Below are 17,417 nucleotides of genomic sequence, written 5' to 3'. Positions count from 1 at the left end.
ATAGGCTGGACGTGATGAGCGAGACAGATACTCCCACCAACGAGGGCGGGCCCGGCGCGAGGGTGCCGCTGCTCAACATCGCCAACGCGCTGACGGTGCTGCGCCTGCTGCTCGTGCCGGTCTTCGTCTGGTTCGTGCTGCAGCCGGGCGACGCCATGAGACTGGCCGCGGCCGTGGTCTTCGCCGTCGCCGCCCTCACGGACCAGCTCGACGGGCACCTGGCACGCTCGCTCAACCTCGTGACGAGCTTCGGCAAGATCACCGACCCCATCGCGGACAAGGCACTGACGCTGTCCGCCTTCATCGCGCTGTCCGTTGACGGCCGCCTGTGGTGGTGGGTGACCTTCACGATCCTCGTGCGTGAGCTCGGCATCACCCTGCTGCGCTTCTTCATGCTGCGCCGGGCCGTCATGGCGGCCTCGCGGGGAGGCAAACTCAAGACGGTCCTGCAGATCACCGCGATCATCGGTCTGCTCGTGCCCTGGGGCGCCTTCCTACCGGCTGGCGCGGCCCACGTCCTGGAGCTCCTGGCCTACGTCGTCGTCGGCGCCGCGCTGGTGATCACCGTGGTCTCCGGCCTGGACTATGTGCGCCAGGCCGTCGTCCTGTCGCGGATGGAGCCGAGCTCGTGAGCCCTGCGGCGACCGTGAGCCCTGCGGGCGGGCGAGGCCTTGCCGGGCAGGCGGAGCAGCTGCTGGAGGCCGCGCGCGAGCAGGGGCGCACGATCGCCGTCGCCGAGTCCCTCACCGGTGGGATGGTGTGCTCCACCCTCGTGGGCGTGCCCGGGGCCTCCGCCGTGCTCCTCGGCGGAGTCGTGGCCTACGCCACACGGGTCAAGGCGCAGGTGCTGGGGGTCGACGCCGAGCTGCTGGCGCGCACCGGGCCCGTGGACGGCGAGGTCGCCCTCCAGATGGCCCGGGGCGTGGCGCGCGTGCTGGGCGCGGACCTCGGCCTGGCGACAACGGGTGTGGCGGGCCCCGGGCCCGCGGACGGCCACGAGGCCGGGACCGTGCACGTCGCCGTCGTCACCCCGTGGGGTGGGGCCGAGCGCGCGCTGCGGCTGGACGGTGACCGGGCGCAGGTGCGTCTGGGGTCCGCTGAGGCCGTCGTCGGCCTCGCCCTGGAGATGCTGCGCTCTCCCAGGATCCGCTGAGGCTGCCTCCACCTCTTCTCCCAGGCAGGCGGGTGAAGATCCCTCCGACGCCCCGGGGGGCCGGGTGGTACCGGGACCGGGGGCGGGAATGAAACTACGAACCGAACGGTTGCACCCAGCGATGAATAAGACGAACCAGCCCCGTACCTCTCGCCCTGTGCGTCCCGCAGGCAGGACCGCCATGCGCGCGGCGCCGACGGCGGGATACGGTGCACCCGTGGAACCCGTCAAGACTGAGAACGTCCTCCTGCGCCGCGAGATCGGCGAGGTGCTGCGCTCGGTGCGCCAGCACCAGGGACGCACCCTGCGCGAGGTCTCCTCCCAGGCCCGAGTCTCCCTCGGATACCTCTCCGAGGTCGAGCGCGGGCAGAAGGAGGCCTCCTCCGAGCTGCTGGCCTCGATCTGCCAGGCACTCGACGCCCCGCTGTCCGCCGTGCTGCGTGAGGTCTCGGACCGCATCGCCCTTGCCGAGGGCGTGAGCGTGCCGGACACCGTCCCCGACGAGCTCGTGCGTCAGCAGCGCCTCTTCCTGCGCTGAGCCCGCGTCACCGCGCGACGTCGGGGTATGGGGCAGGACGGACAGTGGCGCCATGAAGCACTCCGAGCTCTGGCGCGCCGTGGAGGCCGTCTACGGCTCCGCCTACGGCCGCTCACTGGTCAAGGACCTCGTGCTGCCGGGCCTGGGACACACCGCCCAGGAAGCCCTGGACGCGGGGGAGAGCCCGCGGCGGGTGTGGGACGCCCTGTGTGACGAGACGGACGCCTCGGAGGCGGACCGTTGGGTCTACCGGGAGGACCCGCGCAAGAGGTAGCCGGGCATTGCGGGCGGTGCGCCGGGCACCGGATTGGATCGTGACACGCCGGGGCTCCAGTTGGTATCTCGAACACCTGTACGACTACTGTCGTCCCCAGGTGACCTCCCGGTCATGGTTGTCCACCGTTGGCGGCTCGGTCTGGGATACGTGTCAGTGGTCCGGCATAGCGTCACCCACGGGCCCCGGAGAGGGGAACCCGTCCTGAAGGACCAGCCCTGACCGCCGCGGCGAGGAGCCGCACGAGACCGAGGTAGAGCAATGCCCGCAGCCAACCAGACCCAGGACCGCGCCAAGGCCCTGGCCACCGCCCTCGCCCAGATCGACAAGTCCTTCGGCAAGGGCTCCGTCATGCGCCTGGGTGACGACTCGCGCCCGCCGGTGGCCATCATCCCCACGGGCTCGACCGCACTGGATGTCGCCCTCGGCATCGGCGGGCTGCCGCGCGGGCGCGTCGTCGAGATCTATGGCCCCGAGTCCTCCGGTAAGACGACGGTCGCCCTGCACGCGGTGGCCAACGCCCAGCGGGCCGGCGGCAACGCCGCCTTCATCGACGCCGAGCACGCCCTCGACCCGGTCTACGCCAAGGCGCTGGGCGTGGACACCGACAACCTCCTCGTCTCCCAGCCGGACACCGGCGAGCAGGCCCTCGAGATCGCGGACATGCTCATCCGCTCCGGCGGCCTGGACATCATCGTCGTCGACTCGGTGGCGGCGCTCGTGCCCAAGGCGGAGATCGAGGGGGAGATGGGCGACTCTCACGTCGGCCTCCAGGCGCGCCTCATGAGCCAGGCTCTGCGCAAGATCACCGGAGCCCTGTCCGCCACCGGCACCACCGCCATCTTCATCAACCAGCTGCGCGAGAAGATCGGCGTGTTCTTCGGCAGCCCGGAGACCACCACCGGTGGCAAGGCCCTGAAGTTCTACGCCTCCGTGCGCATCGACGTGCGCCGTATCCAGACCCTCAAGGACGGGGACCAGCCCGTGGGCAACCGGACCCGCGCCAAGGTCGTCAAGAACAAGATGGCCCCGCCCTTCAAGCAGGCCGAGTTCGACATCATCTACGGGCAGGGCATCTCCCGCGAGGGCGGGCTCATCGACCTCGGCGTCGAGAACGGTGTCATCCGCAAGTCCGGCGCCTGGTTCACCTACGGTACGGACCAGCTCGGCCAGGGCAAGGAGAACGCCCGCACCTTCCTGCGGGACAACCCGGAGCTCGCCAATGAGATCGAGAACAAGATCCTGGGTGTCCTGGGCATCGGTGAGGCCGGCCGCAAGGCCAGGGAGGAGGCGCAGGCCGCTGCCGAGGCCGCCGAGCAGGCTGCGGCCCAGGCCGCCGCGCAGACTGCCGCGCCCCAGGCCGCCGCGGCTTCCGCCGGAGGCGGCGGCGCTTCGGCACGCAAGCGCAAGAAGGCGGTGGAGGAGGCCGACGCCTTCGGTGAGGACGCCGACGGCTTCTGATGCCCTGGCTCACCCCTGACGAGCACCAGCAGCAGGTCGAGGCGGCGAGGGATCTCGTCCTGCGCCGCCTCGACCGCTCGGCCGCACCGCGCGCCGTCCTCGCCCGGCTCCTCGCCCGCAAGGGGACGGACCCGCGCGTGGCCGAGGAGGTGCTCGACCGCCTCGAGACCGTCGGGGTCGTCGACGACGCCGCCTACGCCGCGACCCTCGCGCGCACCCGCTTCGCCGAGAAGGGGGCCGCCCGGCGGGCCATCGCCCAGGAGCTGCGCCTCAAGGGCATCGGTGAGCGGGACCTGGCCGCGGCGCTCGAGCAGATCGACGCCCACGACGAGGCCGACGCGGCGCTCGAGCTCGCGGCCAAGAGGCTCACTCTCACCCGTGCCCTGGCCCCCGAGGTGCGCAGGCGCCGGGTGCTGGCGCACCTGGCCCGCAAGGGCTACTCGACCGAGGTGTGCGCTCACGCGCTTGAGCAGGCCTTGGCCCAGGAGGCCGCCGACGCGACCGCTTGAGCCAGGGCCCGGTTCAGGTGCGCGCCGGCGTCCCGGCTGTCGGTTCGTGACACCGAGGCGCACCCGGTGAGTGGGTCAGTCCTGTGACCCTGTGGTCGCCTCCCGGGCCTCGGCCACCGCGGCGCTCACCCGGCGGTGGGCCTGCCAGATCTCCTCGGGAAGCCCCTCGAACTGGCCCAGGTGCTCCTCGCGCAGGGCGATCTCCTGCGACCAGCGATCCAGGTCGACCTCGAGCAGCTGGTCCAGGTCCTCGCGCGAGCCCTCGAAGCCCTCGAGGTTGAGCTCCTCGGGCAGCGGCACGATGCCGACCGGGGTCTGGCGTCCCTGAGCACGGCCCTCCTTGAGGTCGATGAGCCACAGCAGCGCCCGCAGGTTCTCCCCGTAGCCGGGCCACAGGAAGTGGCCGTCCTCGCCGTCGCGCTGGAACCAGTTGACGTGGGCGAAGATGGGCTGGTGCTTGGCCTGGCTCAGGACGTTGAGCCAGTGCTGGGCGTAGGCGCCCTCGGGGAAGGCCATGAAGGGACGCATGGACATGGGGTCGTAGCGCAGGCGCCCTTCGGTGCCCTCGGCCGCGAAGGTTGCCTCCGCGCCCAGGGTCAACCCGTCGTAGACGCCCTCGGCCAGGTCGGTGATGGCGCGGATGAGGGGCTCGCGGTCGCGGCAGCGGCCGCCGAAGATGATGGCGTCGATGGGTACGCCCTCGGGGCGCTCGTAGTCCTCGGCGATGTTGGGCACCACCGACAGGCGGGCCGTGAAGCGCGAGTTCTTCTGGCTCCACAGGTCCGCGTCCTCCCCCGAGCGCCGGCGCTCGGCCGGGCGCTCGTCGATGCGCTCGTTGCGCCAGTCCCGCCAGCCCGTGACGTCCTCGGGGTAGTCGGGGGTCTTGCCCTCCCACCACAGCTCGTGGGTGTCCTCGTGGTGGGCGACGTTGACGAAGAGCGTCCCCGTACCCTCGGCGACGGCGTGCATGGCGTTGGGGTTGGACTCCCAGTTCGTGTCCTTGGCGACGCCGAAGGTGCCGTACTCGGGGTTCATGCCGTAGACGCGGCCGTCGTTCTCGTCAACGCGCAGCCACACGATGTCGTCGCCGTAGAAGTCGACCTCGTAGCGCTCGCCCAGCGCGGCGGGCGGCAGCATCATGGCCAGGTTCGTCTTGCCGGAGGCCGAGGGCATACCGCCGCACACGTGGTAGACGCGGCCGGTCTCCTTGTCCCGGATGCCGATGAGCATGAACTGCTCGCCCATGAAGCGCCCGGAGGCCCAGCCGTCGTAGGAGCCCTGGCGCAGCCCGTGGGCGATCTTGCCCAGCAGGGCGTTGCCGCCGTAGGCGGAGCCGAAGTGCAGGATCTCGCGGCGGTCGGCGATGGTGGCGAAGAGGCGCTGGTCCTCCGCGGTGCCCTGTCCCAGTGCGTCCAGGTCCCCGGTGGCGTGGACGGCGCGCACGAAGAAGGCGGGGTCCACCAGGTCATTGAGGTACTGCACGCCCACCCGGGCCATGCGCAGCATCTGCAGCACGACGACGCGGTTGTCCGTCAGCTCCACGCCCACGGCCCAGCGCTGCAGCGGGGAGCCGGGAGGGGCCATGAGATAGGGCACGACGTACATGGTCTTGCCGGTCATGGCACCGCTCATGCGCTCGACCTGCTGGGGGCGGACCTCCTCGGCGTGGCGCCAGTTGTTGTAGACGCCCGTGTCGGCGGGGTCGTGGGTGGACACGACCGTGCGCTCCTCGGAACGGGCGGTGTCCTTGGGGTGGCTGTGGGCCAGGTAGCGGCCGTGGCCGGCCTCGAGGATCTCGCCGTCCGCCAGGGCCTCGGAGAGCAGGCGGGCGTCGTCGTCGGAGCTGATCACCTCGATGTGGTCGGGGGTCAGCACGCGCGACCACTCGGCGACGAACTCATGGACGTGGGTGTTGGTCAGTCCGGCCCGCGTCAGGGCCGAGGCGGAGTGAGTCACAGGATCTCCAATCGTGAAGGGGCCTTGAGCGGAAGGCGTTGCCGACCGAGGTCTGGGGGCCCGGGAACGAGCCTAAACAATAATTCGGGTATACGAAACTCTGAGAACTGACTGTGAGGAGGTGGGATGGTCGTGGCCGGGGTGGCGGGCGCCGTCGCCCCTGCGCGTGGGCAGGACGATGCGAACTCGGGTGCGCAACGCCCATCCTGGTTACGCTGCTCCCATGACCGAGGCCAATGACGTGACCCGGACCGCCAGCGCCCCCGCTGACGCCGACGCCCCCGTGACGATGACCGAGATCGCGGCACGCGCCGGCATCGACAGCTCCCACCTCATCCCCTACGGCCGGGACGTGGCCAAGGTCGACCTGGCCGTCCTCGCTCCCGATGGCGACGGCCCAGCTCCCGTCGTCGGACACGGCCCAGCACCCGCCGACGGCGACGACCCAGCACCCGCCGTCGGCACCCCGCCGCACTACGTGGTCGTCACCGCCATGACCCCGACCTCCTTCGGCGAGGGCAAGTCCACCGTCGCCATCGGCCTGGCCCAGGGCCTCGCCCACCGCGGGCACCGCAGCCTGCTCACCCTGCGCCAGTCCGCCATGGGCCCCACCTTCGGCATCAAGGGCGGTGCCGGCGGCTCCGGCAAGGCCCGCATCCTGCCCGCCGAGCGCATGAACCTCCACCTGACCGGCGACTTCCATGCCATCACCGCGGCGCACAACCTCCTGGCCGCGCTGATCGACAACCACCTCCACCACGGCAACGCCCTGGGCATCGTCGAGCGCACCATCACCTGGCCCAGGGTCCTGGACGTCAACGACCGCGCCCTGCGGCACATCGTCATCGGACTCGGCGCCACGTCCGACGGCGTCACCCGCCAGGCCTCCTTCGACATCACCCCCGCCAGCGAGATCATGGTCATCATGTCCCTGGCGACATCCCTGGCGGACCTGCGCGAGCGCCTGGGACGCGTCGTCGTGGCCCGCAACCAGGAGGGACGGTGGGTCACCGCCGAGGACCTGGGCGCCGCCGGCGCCATGACGGCCGTCCTGCGCGACGCCCTGGCCCCCAACCTCCTGCGCACCAGCGAGGGCACCCCGGCCCTCATCCACACCGGCCCCTTCGGCAATATCGCCACCGGCTGCTCCTCGGTCATGGCCGACCTCGTCGCCGCCCGGGGCCTGGCCGAGGGTCCCGGCCAGGAGCCCGGCTACGTCCTGACCGAGGCCGGCTTCGGCGCCGATATGGGGCTCGAGCGCTTCGTCGACCTCAAGTGCCGGGTCTCCGGCATGCGCCCCGACGCCGCTGTCCTCGTCGTCACCATCAGGGCGCTCAAGGCCCACTCGGGTGCCTACCGAATCCTGCCCGGCAAGGACCTGCCTGAGGCCATGCTCCGGGAGAATCCCGAGGAGGTGCGTGCCGGGGCCGCCAACATGCTCAGGCACCTGCAGATCGTGCGCAGCTTCGGCATGGAGCCCGTCGTCGCCATCAACGTCTTCCCCACGGACCACGACTCCGAGATCGCCGAGGTTCAGCACCTGGCCCGCGAGGCCGGAGCCCGCGTGGCCGCCGTCAGGCCGGTGACCGAGGGCGGGGCGGGCTGCGCCGATCTGGCGGACGAGGTGGTCCGCGCCTGCCGCAAGGTGCGCGACGGCGGCCTTGCAGGCGTCGGCAGGGCCCTGTACGAGTCCTCCGACAGCCTGCGCACCAAGATCGACAAGGTCGCCGCCATGTACGGGGCCGACGGCGTCGACTACGCCCCGGCCGCCGCCCGGTTCCTTGAGGACTGCGAGGCGGATGGCTACGGGGACCTGGCGGTGGTGGTCGCCAAGACGCCGTTGTCGCTGTCCCACGACCCGTCCCTCAAGGGGGTGCCCACCGGGTGGCGCCTGCCGGTGCGCGAGGTGCGCCTGGCCGCCGGGGCCGGCTACGTCTACGCGATCTGCGGCAACCTGTCGACGATGCCCGGGCTGCCCAGCCGCCCCCAGGCCGAGCGCATCGACGTCGACACCGCCACCGGGCAGATCCTCAACCTGCGCTGAGGCCCGCGCCGGGCAGCACGAAGGCCGGTGGCCGTCGCGTGACGACCACCGGCCCCGGGCGCTGCGAGATTCTCAGCCCCGCCCTCAGTCCTTGGTGTGGGTGGAGGTCTCGAACAGGAGGTTAACCTGGTCGTTGTACTTCGTCAGCGTTGAGGCGGGCACGCGGTTGGCCCACAGGTCGTCCGTGGCGGGCTGCATGATGGCTGTGACGTCCGCGCCGAAGTAGGTCAGCGGGAAGAAGAAGGTCGAGCCGTCCTCCACGTGCTGGGTGAAGGGCGCCGTGGGAAGACCCGTCTCCTCGAAGACCTCGACGGCCGCCTGAGTGGAGGAGGAGATCGCCGGGAAGACGATGCCGTAGGAGGCCACGATGTCCTGCGCCTCGGCGGTGCCCAGGAAGGACACCCACTGGCAGGCCTGCTCGATGTTGGCCGACTGCTTGCACACCGAGTCGCCCAGCCCGTTGAACAGGGAGACCGACCGGCCGTTGGGCCCCACGGGATTCGCCGCGATTCCGACCTCGATGTCGAGCTTGGCGAAGGTGCTGAACATCCACGAGCCGGAGATGCACATGGCGATCTTGCCGCTGCCGAGCTGGACGTCGGTGCTCGTCGTGGTGGAGAAGGCGCCGCGGGGGCACAGGTACCCCTTGTCCACCAGGCCGAAGTACCAGTCCAAGGTGTCCTGGAAGACCTTCTCGTCGTAGCGGTAGTGGTTGCCCCACGTCTCCTTGTTCGTGTAGTGCCAGTCGCCGGCCGAGCCGGTGAAGGGGCTCCACTGGGTCTGGCCGTCCCCGGAGCCGGCGTCCTGGATACCCAGGCCGTACACGGCGACGTGGTCCCTGTCGAAACCGGGCTCGTCCCCGTGCACACCGTTCTTGTCCACGGTCAGCCGGGCGAGGATCCTCTCGAAGGTGCCCCCGTCGTGGGGGTTCCAGGACCAGTCGGCCAGGTCGGCCTCGGTCAGGCCGGCCTCGGCGAGCATGGCCCGGTTGTAGAAGACCGCCACGGTGTCCCAGTCCTTGGGGCAGCCGTACTGGTGTCCGTCCTCTCCCTTCCACAGATCGATGAGCCCCTCCTGGAAGGCGGACTCGTCGACGCCCGACCACGCGGCCTGCTCGTCCAACGGGACCAGGACCTCCAGGTCCACGAACTGGGCGAACTTGGAGATGTGGTCGGTGAAGGCGTCCGGACCGGTCCCGGCAATGAAGCCCGCCGTCAGTTTGGTCCAGTAGTCGCCCCAGCCGATCTGGGTGATGTTGACCGTGATGCCGGTCTTGGCTTTGAAGGCCTCGGCACAGGCCTCGTAGGCGGGGAGCTGGCCGGCGTCCCACAGCCAGTACTCCACGGTGCCGGTGCTCTGGTCCGAGTCCTCGGCGCAGGCCGCCAGACTCAGGGCGGCTGCGCCCGTGGCCAGGGAGCACAGGAGGCTGCGGCGCGACAGTGAGGGGCGAAGAATGGGGTGAGTCGTCATCTGGTGCCTCACTTGATTCCGGTAAAGCCGATGGAGTTGACGATGCGCCGGGCGAAGGCCATGAACAGCAGGAGCATCGGGAGCGCGGCCACGAGGGTGGCCGCCATGAGCCCGGACCAGTCGGGACCGGTCTGGGGCGCCTGGGACCGGAAGACTGCCAGCGCCACCGTGAGCACCCGCGAGGAGTCTGTGTAGGACACGAGCAGAGGCCAGAAGTAGTCGTTCCAGGCCGTGATGTAGGTCAGGATCGCCAGCGTCGAGATCGGGGCCTTGGCCATGGGCAGGATGAGGGTGAAGAAGACCCGGACCTTCGAGGCGCCGTCGAGCATGGCGGCCTCCTCCAGCTCGCGGGGAATGTTCATGAAGAACTGCTTGAGGAAGAACACCGCGAAGGGCGTCATGAACATGGTCGGCAGGGCCACCCCCAGGAAGGTGTCGATGAGGTGGAGCTGCTTGACCAGCACGAAGTTGGGCAGGAGCGTGAAGATCGAGGGGACCATGAGGGCGCCCAGGAAGACGGCGAAGACCGTGTCGCGTCCCTTCCAGCGCAGGCGGGAGAAGGAGTAGGCGGCCATCGCCGAGAAGAAGACCTGCCCGACGGTCACCAGCGTGGAGACGATGACCGAGTTGCGCAGGTAGAGCCAGAAGTTGATGGCTGCGCCGCTGCCGCCGTCGGCCAGCGCCTCCTCGGTGGACTGCATCCCAAGGACCCGGGCGAAGCCGCGCAGGTTGGCGTCGACCGGCAGCAGGCTGGTGGGGTCGGCGGCGATGCCCGCGTTGGAGGACAGCGCCGTGCGCAGGACCCAGTAGAAGGGCAGGAGCGTGAACAGCATGATGAGCACCATGGCGGTCCAGGCCAGGGCTTTGCCCACGGTGAGGCTGCGGGCGGGGGCCTTGGAGACGACCGTCGCCGCGGTCGACGCCTGGCGGGAGGAGGGGGCTGTTGTCGGTGTCGTCGGAGTCATCGGTGCTCCTCCTCAGTCCAGGTCCGTCTCGCCCGCACGGGTCATGCGGTACTGAAGGATCGTGATCGCCGCCAGGACGAGCAGCAGGCCCACCGCCATGGCGGAGGCGTACCCGAACTGGAAGCGCCCGAAGGCCATGTCGTAGATGTAGTACTGCAGCACGCGCGAGGCGTTGACGGGGCCGCCCTGGGTGGCCACGGAGACGGTGTCGAAGACCTGGAAGGAGCCGATCATCGTCATGATGAGCACGAGCGCCAGGATGGGACGCAGCAGCGGCATGGTGATCCGCCAGAACATCCGCCACTCGCTGGCGCCGTCGACCTTGCCCGCCTCGTAGACCGTGCTCGGGATCGACTGCAGGCCCGCGAAGATGAGCAGGGCCGTGTAGCCCACGTGGCGCCACACGTTGATGACGGCGATGGTGGGGATGGCCAGTGATGAGGAGAAGAAGTCCACCGCCGAGCCCGTCAAGGACTCCAGGATCTGGTTGGTGACACCCAGCGTGTTGTCCAGGATCCACAGCCACAGCATGGCGGCGACCACGTTGGACACGAGGTAGGGCGTCAGCACGATCGAGCGCACGACGGTGGACTGGGTCAGGCGCTGCATGAGGACGGCGATGAGCAGCGCCAGGAGCGTCTGCAGGCCGATGTTGATGACGACGTACTCCAGGGTGACGACGACGGCGTTCCAGAAGGTGTCGTCCCGGACCATACGCTTGTAGTTGGCCAGGCCGGTGAAGGTCTCAGGGGTCAGGAGGTTGTACTCGGTGAAGGACAGCCAGATGCCCCGGATGAGGGGCCAGATGTAGAAGGCGAGGAGGCCGATCGTCGCCGGCAGGATGAAGGTCAGGCCGAGCGCGGTGTCGCAGCGCGCTCGGCGCCGCCGACCCGCTTGCGGTGCGAGCAGGGACGAGGTTGACATTGGATCTCCATATCGACGGTGATGTGGGACAACGGCAAGAGAGCGGCGGACTCCGGGGCAGGACTGGGACAGGAGGTGTGGGCCGTGCTCAGTCGACGGCGGTGGCGCGCAGCAGGATGAGGTGGTCGGGGTGCAGCGCCGGCAGCGCCAGGCCCGTGGTCGTCAGGTAGGAGCCCGGCAGGGTCACGCCGCCGATCATCCAGCCAGCCGTCACCCGCAGCTCGGGGTAGGCCGGTGCCGCCAGGCGCACGTGGTAGCGGCGCGAGGGGTCCAGTCCGGGCAACGGGCGCGGCGCTGTCGGCCAGGCCAGGAGCTGGCCGAGCGCGGCGACCTCGTACAGGGCCTCAGAGCCGTCGGGGGCGACAACGCCCTCGATGCGCAGCGCCTCGTCGTCGGGAAGGTCGGCGTGGACCGTCACCCCCGAGTGCAGCAGGTCGCGCAGCTCCTTGTGCAAGGCGATGATGGAGGCCAGGCGCTCGCGGGTGGGCTCGTCGGCCCGGGTGAGGTCCCACTCGACCCCCATGTGTCCCCACAGGGCGGTGCCGGCACGGAAGTCGAGGTCGAGGTCGCGCAGGGTCGTGTGGGCGCGCCCGGAGCCGACGTGGGTGCCCACGAGCTCTGGGGGCAGCAGCATCATCGTGCCGCGCTGGATGTCCTGACGGTCGTGGGCGTCGATGCAGTCCGAGGCCCACACCCGCTGGGCGCGCTCCATGATGCCCAGGTCGATGCGCCCGCCGCCCCCGGCGCAGGACTCGATCTCCAGGGCGGGGAAGCGCTCGTGCAGGGCGTCGAGCAGGCGGTAGAGGGCCAGGGTCTGGTCGTGGACGGCTCCCGCGCCTGCCCGCCCCGCGGTCGGGGCGGCGACCTCGTGGCCGGTGGCCAGCAGGGGGGAGTTGTGGTCCCACTTGAGATAGGCGATGTCGAGTCGCTCGACCAGGGTGGAGACGGAGTCGAACAGATACTCCCAGGCCCCGGGGGCGCACAGGTCCAGGACCCGCTGGTGACGGTGCTCGGGTGCGCCGCCGGCGCCGTCGGACAGGATCCACTCGGGGTGGGCGCGGGCGAGGTCGGAGTTGACGTTGACCATCTCCGGCTCGAACCACAGGCCGAACTCCATGCCCAGGGCGTGGACGTGCTCCACGAGGGGCTCAAGGCCCTGGGGCCAGGCCTCGGGGGAGACCTGCCAGTCACCCAGGCCCGAGGTGTCGTCACGGCGTGAGCCGAACCAGCCGTCGTCCAGGACGTAGCGCTCGATACCGACCTGGGCCGCTGCGTCGGCCAAGGCCTTGAGCTTGTCGAGGTCGTGGTTGAAGTAGACGGCCTCCCAGGTGTTGAGTAGCACCGGGCGGGGACGGTGGGGGTGGGACGGGCGCGAGCGCAGCCAGGCGTGGCTGCGGTGGGCCAGGGCGTCCAGGCCCTCGCCCCAGGAGTAGAAGGCCCACGGGGAGGTGTAGGTCTGACCGGGGGCGAGCGAGACCTCTCCTGGCAGGAGCAGCTCTCCGGCCCCCAGGAGCTTGCGCCCCGAGGCCGGGTTGAATGCCAGGTGGCGGGTGTTGCCGGACCAGGCCAGGTGGACGCCGTGGACGCGCCCGCTGCGCCAGCCGAAGCCGGTGGGGCCGGCCACCAGCCAGGTGACGGCGTCGTGCCCCGGACGTCCCTCCCAGGACTCGCGCAGCCGGGTGCCGGGGGTGAAGGGGGTGCGCACGAGCCTGCGCTCGAGGATGTGGTGCCCGGTGGTGTCAAGCAGCTCGTCGGCGCTGTCGGGTACGGGCAGCACGGGGGTGAGTTCGCCGACGACGAGGTCCGCACCGGGGCGGCCCGAGTCGGGACGGTTGTTGCGGACCCAGGCGCGCACGCGCAGCATCCCACTGGGCTCCAGACGCAGCTCGGTGCCCAGGGTCAGGTCGTTGACGGTGTCGGTCCCGCTGGAGTGCACGACGAGGGTGCTTCCGGCGGGGGTGTCCTGGCTGGCGGTCTCGTGGGTGACGACGGTGGGGTGGGGGCAGAAGGCTGAGCCGTCGGTGCGTGAGAGTCCCACGGCTGGGCGTGCGCTCCATCCCAGGTGCGTCAGGGGCAGGATGGGCAGGTCGTTGGTGATCCAGGCGGTGTTACTGCCCAGGGAGGTCGCCGCGGCCAGGGTCGCGTCGGCCAGGTCCTCGCCGTCGACCTCGCCCAGGTCGGGGCCCCAGTGGTGCACCACCGGGAAGCGGTCGTCGAGCAGGTCGAGCACCAGGGAGGTGCCGCCTCGGCGCAGGTGGAGGGTCATCGTCGTCCTTCCAGGAGAGGGGGAACCAACACCGATTCCTTGTGACGTGAAAATAAATGGTGGTCCCCGGTTGCGCAAGGGTGCGACGAGACTCATGACAGGTGCCCGCGACACAACGTGGCTCTTCCCAATTGAGGGTGTGGGTGGGGTCTGAGTCCTCCGGTCTCTAGTTGTGCTTTCTTTGGGGTTGTGAACGGGTTGGGTGGAGGTCTGCTGGGCGGGATGCGGGGTTGACGCTCGCGTGCGGTCTGGGGAGGTCTTCATGGCGCATGCTGGCGCACCTTTGACGCCTGGGGGGCGTCGTCGTCTTGCCCGCCTGGGGGGCGTCGTCGTCTTGCCCGCCTGGTGGTGGAGGGCTGGGCCATGGGTCGGGCGGCTGAGTGCTTGCGGGTCTGGCCGGCGACGGTCGGCCGGTGGCTGGGGCCGCTGCCGGGCCCCGGTGCGCTGTGTGGAGCGCCATTGATCAGTTCCGGACCACGTTCGGTCGTTCGGACCACGTTCGGTCGTTTGGACCACGTTCGGTCGTTTGGACCACGTTCGGTCGTTTGGACCACCCCAGACGCGTCCGTAGGTGGTCCGAACGACGGCAGGTGGTCCAAGATGGCAGCAAGTGGTCCACACTAACTGTGCTTCCTCAGGGCAAGACCCCTGCCTACCACCAGCCCCCCCCGCGTGAGCGAGAGGGGGGCGCTGGCGGGCCTGGCCCACCACTTGCGACCGCGCGGCGCAGCACCGCGCCCACCGGCCACGGCCAGGCCCCGAGCCAGGCCAACGCCGCGGCCCCGCGTCGGCCCCAAAAAGGGACGGCCCCCTTACGCAGGCGCCCTGGCCCAGGCCCTGAACCCACCGTCGCAAGGGCCGAGCCCATCCGCAACCGCGCCCACCTCGACACCCACAGCCCCCGGCAGAACCTGGACGATCTGGACGACGCCCGTGACCGCCACCACCGAGTGGGCCCCACTGGGCGGGCACCACCCGCCCCCACCCCACCACCGCCACGCTGCGCCCCCGCCCGAGCACAACAGCACCCTCCAACCAGCCACCAACACCCCCCACACCCACCACCCCCAACCAGCAACCACCGACACCAGACAAACCAGCCCCCACCAAACCCGGAGCCTGACACAACTAGAGACCAGAGGACTCAAACCCCACCCACACCCTCAAATGGGATGAGCCGAAAGAGGCTCGGTGCCTCATCTAGGTGTACTGACCGGGCAGGTTGGTCGAAGGACTGCGATCTGGGCGTGTGAATCCTCACGGCCTGTGGACTCAACCGGCGGTCAGCCTGCGACCGGACCACCGGGGAACCGATCCGACGCTTCGAGCATGACCACCCCGGGTTACTGGTCCATGTCGATGTGAGGAGGACCGGCAGCACTCCCGACGGCGGCGGCTGGCGCTACGTCGGCCGCCAACAGGGCACCCGTGACCACCAACGAGCCCAAGAACTCACACCACGGGCCGCGGATGGGCTGCGCGTTCGTGCATGGCTCATCGATGACCACTGCCGACTGGTCCGCTGCGAGGTCCACGACGACCAGACCGCAGCCACCGCCACCGCGATCCTGGTCCGGGCCGTGGCCGGGTTCGCTCAACGGGGCGTGAGCATCGACACGGTCCTGTCCGACAACGGATCGGCCTGCACATCACACCTGTGGCTCGCGGTCTGCGACCAGCACGGCATCACGGTGAGCAAGACACGGCCCTACCGTCCGCAGACCAACGGCAAGATCGAACGCTTCCACGAGACCCTGGCCGACGGTTGGGCCTGCACCTCGGGTGGGGTACCGGCAAGGTCGGCAAGTGCAAGCGCCTGTACGACACTCCCCGTGTCCCGCTGGACCGGCAACTGGACACCGATGTGCTGGCCGACAAGCAGAAGCAGGAGCTGATCGCCTACCGCGACCGGCTCGACCCCGCCGCCATCACCCGCCGCATCGGCGAGCTCCAGGACGTGCTCATCGTCCTGGCCAAGGACACGACCGGCCAGCTCGACCTCGCCCAGCTCCCCAGCGTCCCGCCCGACGTCCACAAGAGCATCCGCCTCAAGAGAGCCGCCTCCTAGACCCTCCCAGCTTCGCGGGCAGTCCCAGATGAGGCACCAACGAGTCTTTGCGGGCACCTCGACATGAGGCACTCCGGGGTTCCCGTGCAAAGCCTGCTTCGCACTTGGTTGGGGAATGACGGCTATTCAGAGTTGAGTGCGGGGTGAGGCATCGAGGCCGCCGGTGATCCGGTGCGTGCGGGGTCGGTAGTGCCCGAAGTTGCGGAACCCACGGTGATGGGCGACCGGCCCACCGCGCGGGGGCCTTGGGAACAATCATGGGGTCACTGTTAGGCGACCTCGACCGCGACATGATCGGGGTGAGCGGCAAAAGCCCTAGCCAGATGGTTGGGCTAGTCAGTCGCCTAGAGCTTTATACAGCGTCAATGCCAACGCTGTGCGGTCTCTCGCGTCGAGTTTCCGCAGGAGTGCCGAGACATGGTTCTTGACGGTGCCTTCGGCGAGCACAAGAGTTTCCGCGATCTCGGAGTTCGTCAGTCCTCGTGCGACAAGTTTGGCCACTGAGTGTTCGCTGCGGGTGAGTATCGCCAGAGACTCTTTTCGACTGTCCTTAGTGCGCATCGCTGCTTTCGCAACGCGTGGATCGATCACCATCCCGCCGTCAATAACCGCATGCACTGCGTAGGTGAGCCCCTCGACAGATGTGTCTTTGAGCAAGAAGCCCGACGCGCCAGCAGCGAGTGCAGACTGCACGAGTGCGTCATCGTCGAAAGTGGTCAGGATCAGGACTGGCAGACCGGGGTAGAGCGTGGCGCACTGGAGTGTGAGTTCCACACCATCCATGCCGGGCATGCGCGCGTCTGTGAGGACCACATCGACGTCTTCATCGGCAAGGACCGCGAGCGCCGTTTCCCCATCCGAAGCCTGGGCCACAACCTCGATCCCACTCACAGTGGCCAGGAGCATGGTCAAGCCTCGGCGTATAAGCTGCTGGTCTTCGACCAGGAGCACGCGTTTCGATTCCAGATCAGTCACGTTATCTCGTCTCCTCTCGATCAGTAAGGTTTTCTCACCGGGGGTGGGGCGTGCGTCCGGCCTGATCGTTGGGTTGCTGGGGGAAGGAGCGTGTTGTACGGGGGTACACACGGGGAGCACGACCAGATGGGTTCCGGCCAAAGAACCTCCCTGAATGCGAGATCCCGCGTGCTGCCTTATCGTGCCACCCTCGACGTCCCTGAGGCCACCGCCCGTACCGTGCCGTGCTGGCTGACCGCCCATCGCAGGGCCATGACACCCGCCCCCACCAGAGGGCCGCGACCTCCCGGAGACAGGCTCTGCTGGTGCTGCGCTGTCTCATCGAGGCCACCAGCAGCATGTGCCCCCTGACTCAAGACACCGGCATCTCGATCGCCACCGCCTACCGCTACCTGGACGAGGCCCTCGACGTCGTCAGCCAGCACACCCCGGACCTCATCGACACCCAGGCGATCTGGTGGAGGCCGGTGAGTCCTACGTGTGTTTGGACGGCACCCTGATTCGCAAAGACAGGGTTGTCCAGCGGAGCGAGTCCGGCAGACACCTGTGGTATTCGGGCAAGCACAAGGGCCTTGTGGGGGAAGCGTGCAGGTCCTGACCGACTCCTGCGGCTACCCGGTGCGAGTTCTCGCCGGTGGAGCCCGGGCGCCCGTGCATAACCTGAGGGTGGCCAGAGCGCTCGGAGCCCTTGTACAAGGCCGCCACTCAGGGGCCGTGCACGCTGGCTGACCTGGCTGACCTGGCTGACCTGGCTGACAAGGACTACCAGGGCCCTCCAAACAGTCACCCCCGCCCCAAGGCCATCACCCACATC

Annotated in this window: 15 protein-coding genes and 1 pseudogene; 10 read left to right on the top strand and 6 right to left on the bottom strand. The window is 69.4% G+C overall.

Going from position 1 to position 17,417, the window contains the following annotated elements; all coding sequences use genetic code 11:
• Window positions 1-14 precede the first annotated feature (14 nt).
• The 6 genes from pgsA to ID810_RS08335 all read left to right on the top strand — a co-directional run bounded on the left by pgsA (window position 15) and on the right by ID810_RS08335 (window position 3,935).
• Complete coding sequence (pgsA, locus tag ID810_RS08360) at window positions 15-632, top strand: CDP-diacylglycerol--glycerol-3-phosphate 3-phosphatidyltransferase (RefSeq protein WP_166856719.1); 618 nt, start codon at window positions 15-17, stop codon at window positions 630-632.
• On the top strand, window positions 629-1,153 hold the full coding sequence (locus ID810_RS08355) for a CinA family protein (protein WP_413227872.1): 525 nt from the start codon (window positions 629-631) through the stop codon (window positions 1,151-1,153). Before pgsA ends, ID810_RS08355 begins: the two co-directional genes overlap by 4 nt.
• Window positions 1,154-1,274: 121 nt before the next feature.
• Window positions 1,275-1,691 carry a helix-turn-helix domain-containing protein gene (locus ID810_RS08350; RefSeq protein WP_188232596.1) on the top strand — a complete coding sequence of 139 codons (417 nt, stop codon included), beginning with the start codon at window positions 1,275-1,277 and terminating at the stop codon, window positions 1,689-1,691.
• A gap of 52 nt (window positions 1,692-1,743) precedes the next feature.
• Window positions 1,744-1,965 carry a DUF3046 domain-containing protein gene (locus ID810_RS08345; protein ID WP_166856723.1) on the top strand — a complete coding sequence of 74 codons (222 nt, stop codon included), beginning with the start codon at window positions 1,744-1,746 and terminating at the stop codon, window positions 1,963-1,965.
• Window positions 1,966-2,226: 261 nt separating this feature from the next.
• The gene (recA, locus tag ID810_RS08340; protein WP_166856725.1) at window positions 2,227-3,426 is read left to right on the top strand and encodes a recombinase RecA; all 1,200 of its coding nucleotides are present in this window, start codon (window positions 2,227-2,229) and stop codon (window positions 3,424-3,426) included.
• On the top strand, window positions 3,426-3,935 hold the full coding sequence (locus ID810_RS08335) for a regulatory protein RecX (protein WP_166856727.1): 510 nt from the start codon (window positions 3,426-3,428) through the stop codon (window positions 3,933-3,935). Before recA ends, ID810_RS08335 begins: the two co-directional genes overlap by 1 nt.
• A gap of 75 nt (window positions 3,936-4,010) precedes the next feature.
• On the opposite strand, the gene ID810_RS08330 is transcribed toward ID810_RS08335, so the two are convergent.
• The gene (locus ID810_RS08330) at window positions 4,011-5,891 is read right to left on the bottom strand and encodes a phosphoenolpyruvate carboxykinase (GTP) (RefSeq protein WP_166856729.1); all 1,881 of its coding nucleotides are present in this window, start codon (window positions 5,889-5,891) and stop codon (window positions 4,011-4,013) included.
• 289 nt (window positions 5,892-6,180) lie between these two features.
• Between ID810_RS08330 and ID810_RS08325 the strand changes: the two genes are divergently transcribed.
• Complete coding sequence (locus ID810_RS08325; RefSeq protein WP_166856898.1) at window positions 6,181-7,935, top strand: formate--tetrahydrofolate ligase; 1,755 nt, start codon at window positions 6,181-6,183, stop codon at window positions 7,933-7,935.
• Window positions 7,936-8,019: 84 nt separating this feature from the next.
• Here the strand turns inward: ID810_RS08325 and ID810_RS08320 are convergent, their stop codons facing one another.
• The 4 genes from ID810_RS08320 to ID810_RS08305 all read right to left on the bottom strand — a co-directional run bounded on the left by ID810_RS08320 (window position 8,020) and on the right by ID810_RS08305 (window position 13,560).
• Window positions 8,020-9,405 (bottom strand): ABC transporter substrate-binding protein, encoded by a 1,386-nt coding sequence (locus tag ID810_RS08320; protein ID WP_166856731.1) that lies wholly within the window; start codon window positions 9,403-9,405, stop codon window positions 8,020-8,022.
• An 8-nt stretch (window positions 9,406-9,413) separates the two neighbouring features.
• Entirely contained in the window at window positions 9,414-10,370 is a 957-nt protein-coding gene (locus ID810_RS08315; RefSeq protein WP_166856733.1) for a carbohydrate ABC transporter permease, read from the bottom strand.
• A gap of 12 nt (window positions 10,371-10,382) precedes the next feature.
• Window positions 10,383-11,294, bottom strand: a complete 912-nt coding sequence (locus ID810_RS08310) for a carbohydrate ABC transporter permease (protein WP_166856735.1) — start codon at window positions 11,292-11,294, stop codon at window positions 10,383-10,385.
• A gap of 88 nt (window positions 11,295-11,382) precedes the next feature.
• A complete protein-coding gene (locus ID810_RS08305; RefSeq protein ID WP_166856737.1) occupies window positions 11,383-13,560 on the bottom strand; it encodes an alpha-galactosidase in 2,178 nt (725 codons plus the stop codon).
• A gap of 1,253 nt (window positions 13,561-14,813) precedes the next feature.
• On the opposite strand from ID810_RS08305, the pseudogene ID810_RS08300 reads away from it, so the two are divergent.
• A pseudogene (locus ID810_RS08300) lies at window positions 14,814-15,332 on the top strand (DDE-type integrase/transposase/recombinase); the annotation flags it as partial.
• Window positions 15,326-15,628 (top strand): hypothetical protein, encoded by a 303-nt coding sequence (locus tag ID810_RS08295; RefSeq protein ID WP_243856617.1) that lies wholly within the window; start codon window positions 15,326-15,328, stop codon window positions 15,626-15,628. The pseudogene ID810_RS08300 and the gene ID810_RS08295, both read left to right, overlap by 7 nt.
• 336 nt (window positions 15,629-15,964) lie before the next feature.
• On the opposite strand, the gene ID810_RS08290 is transcribed toward ID810_RS08295, so the two are convergent.
• The gene (locus ID810_RS08290; protein ID WP_243856619.1) at window positions 15,965-16,603 is read right to left on the bottom strand and encodes a response regulator transcription factor; all 639 of its coding nucleotides are present in this window, start codon (window positions 16,601-16,603) and stop codon (window positions 15,965-15,967) included.
• A gap of 305 nt (window positions 16,604-16,908) precedes the next feature.
• Here ID810_RS08290 and ID810_RS08285 point away from each other — a divergent pair, with 305 nt between their 5' ends.
• Window positions 16,909-17,103, top strand: coding sequence for a hypothetical protein (locus ID810_RS08285; protein ID WP_166856745.1), 195 nt, complete (start codon window positions 16,909-16,911; stop codon window positions 17,101-17,103).
• Window positions 17,104-17,417: the final 314 nt, after the last annotated feature.

Source organism: Actinomyces respiraculi, from assembly GCF_014595995.2.
GTDB classification, from domain to species: domain Bacteria; phylum Actinomycetota; class Actinomycetes; order Actinomycetales; family Actinomycetaceae; genus Actinomyces; species Actinomyces respiraculi.
Note: the sequence above shows the minus strand (reverse complement) of the source record. Positions and strands in the feature narration are given on the sequence as shown.

Coding starts and splice junctions, on each gene's coding strand:
- pgsA (WP_166856719.1), top strand. CDS start 15: ATGAGCGAGACAGATACTCCCACCAACGAGGGCGGGCCCGGCGCGAGG.
- ID810_RS08350 (WP_188232596.1), top strand. CDS start 1,275: ATGAATAAGACGAACCAGCCCCGTACCTCTCGCCCTGTGCGTCCCGCA.
- ID810_RS08345 (WP_166856723.1), top strand. CDS start 1,744: ATGAAGCACTCCGAGCTCTGGCGCGCCGTGGAGGCCGTCTACGGCTCC.
- recA (WP_166856725.1), top strand. CDS start 2,227: ATGCCCGCAGCCAACCAGACCCAGGACCGCGCCAAGGCCCTGGCCACC.
- ID810_RS08335 (WP_166856727.1), top strand. CDS start 3,426: ATGCCCTGGCTCACCCCTGACGAGCACCAGCAGCAGGTCGAGGCGGCG.
- ID810_RS08325 (WP_166856898.1), top strand. CDS start 6,181: ATGACCGAGATCGCGGCACGCGCCGGCATCGACAGCTCCCACCTCATC.
- ID810_RS08320 (WP_166856731.1), bottom strand. CDS start 9,405: ATGACGACTCACCCCATTCTTCGCCCCTCACTGTCGCGCCGCAGCCTC.
- ID810_RS08315 (WP_166856733.1), bottom strand. CDS start 10,370: ATGACTCCGACGACACCGACAACAGCCCCCTCCTCCCGCCAGGCGTCG.
- ID810_RS08310 (WP_166856735.1), bottom strand. CDS start 11,294: ATGTCAACCTCGTCCCTGCTCGCACCGCAAGCGGGTCGGCGGCGCCGA.
- ID810_RS08305 (WP_166856737.1), bottom strand. CDS start 13,560: ATGACCCTCCACCTGCGCCGAGGCGGCACCTCCCTGGTGCTCGACCTG.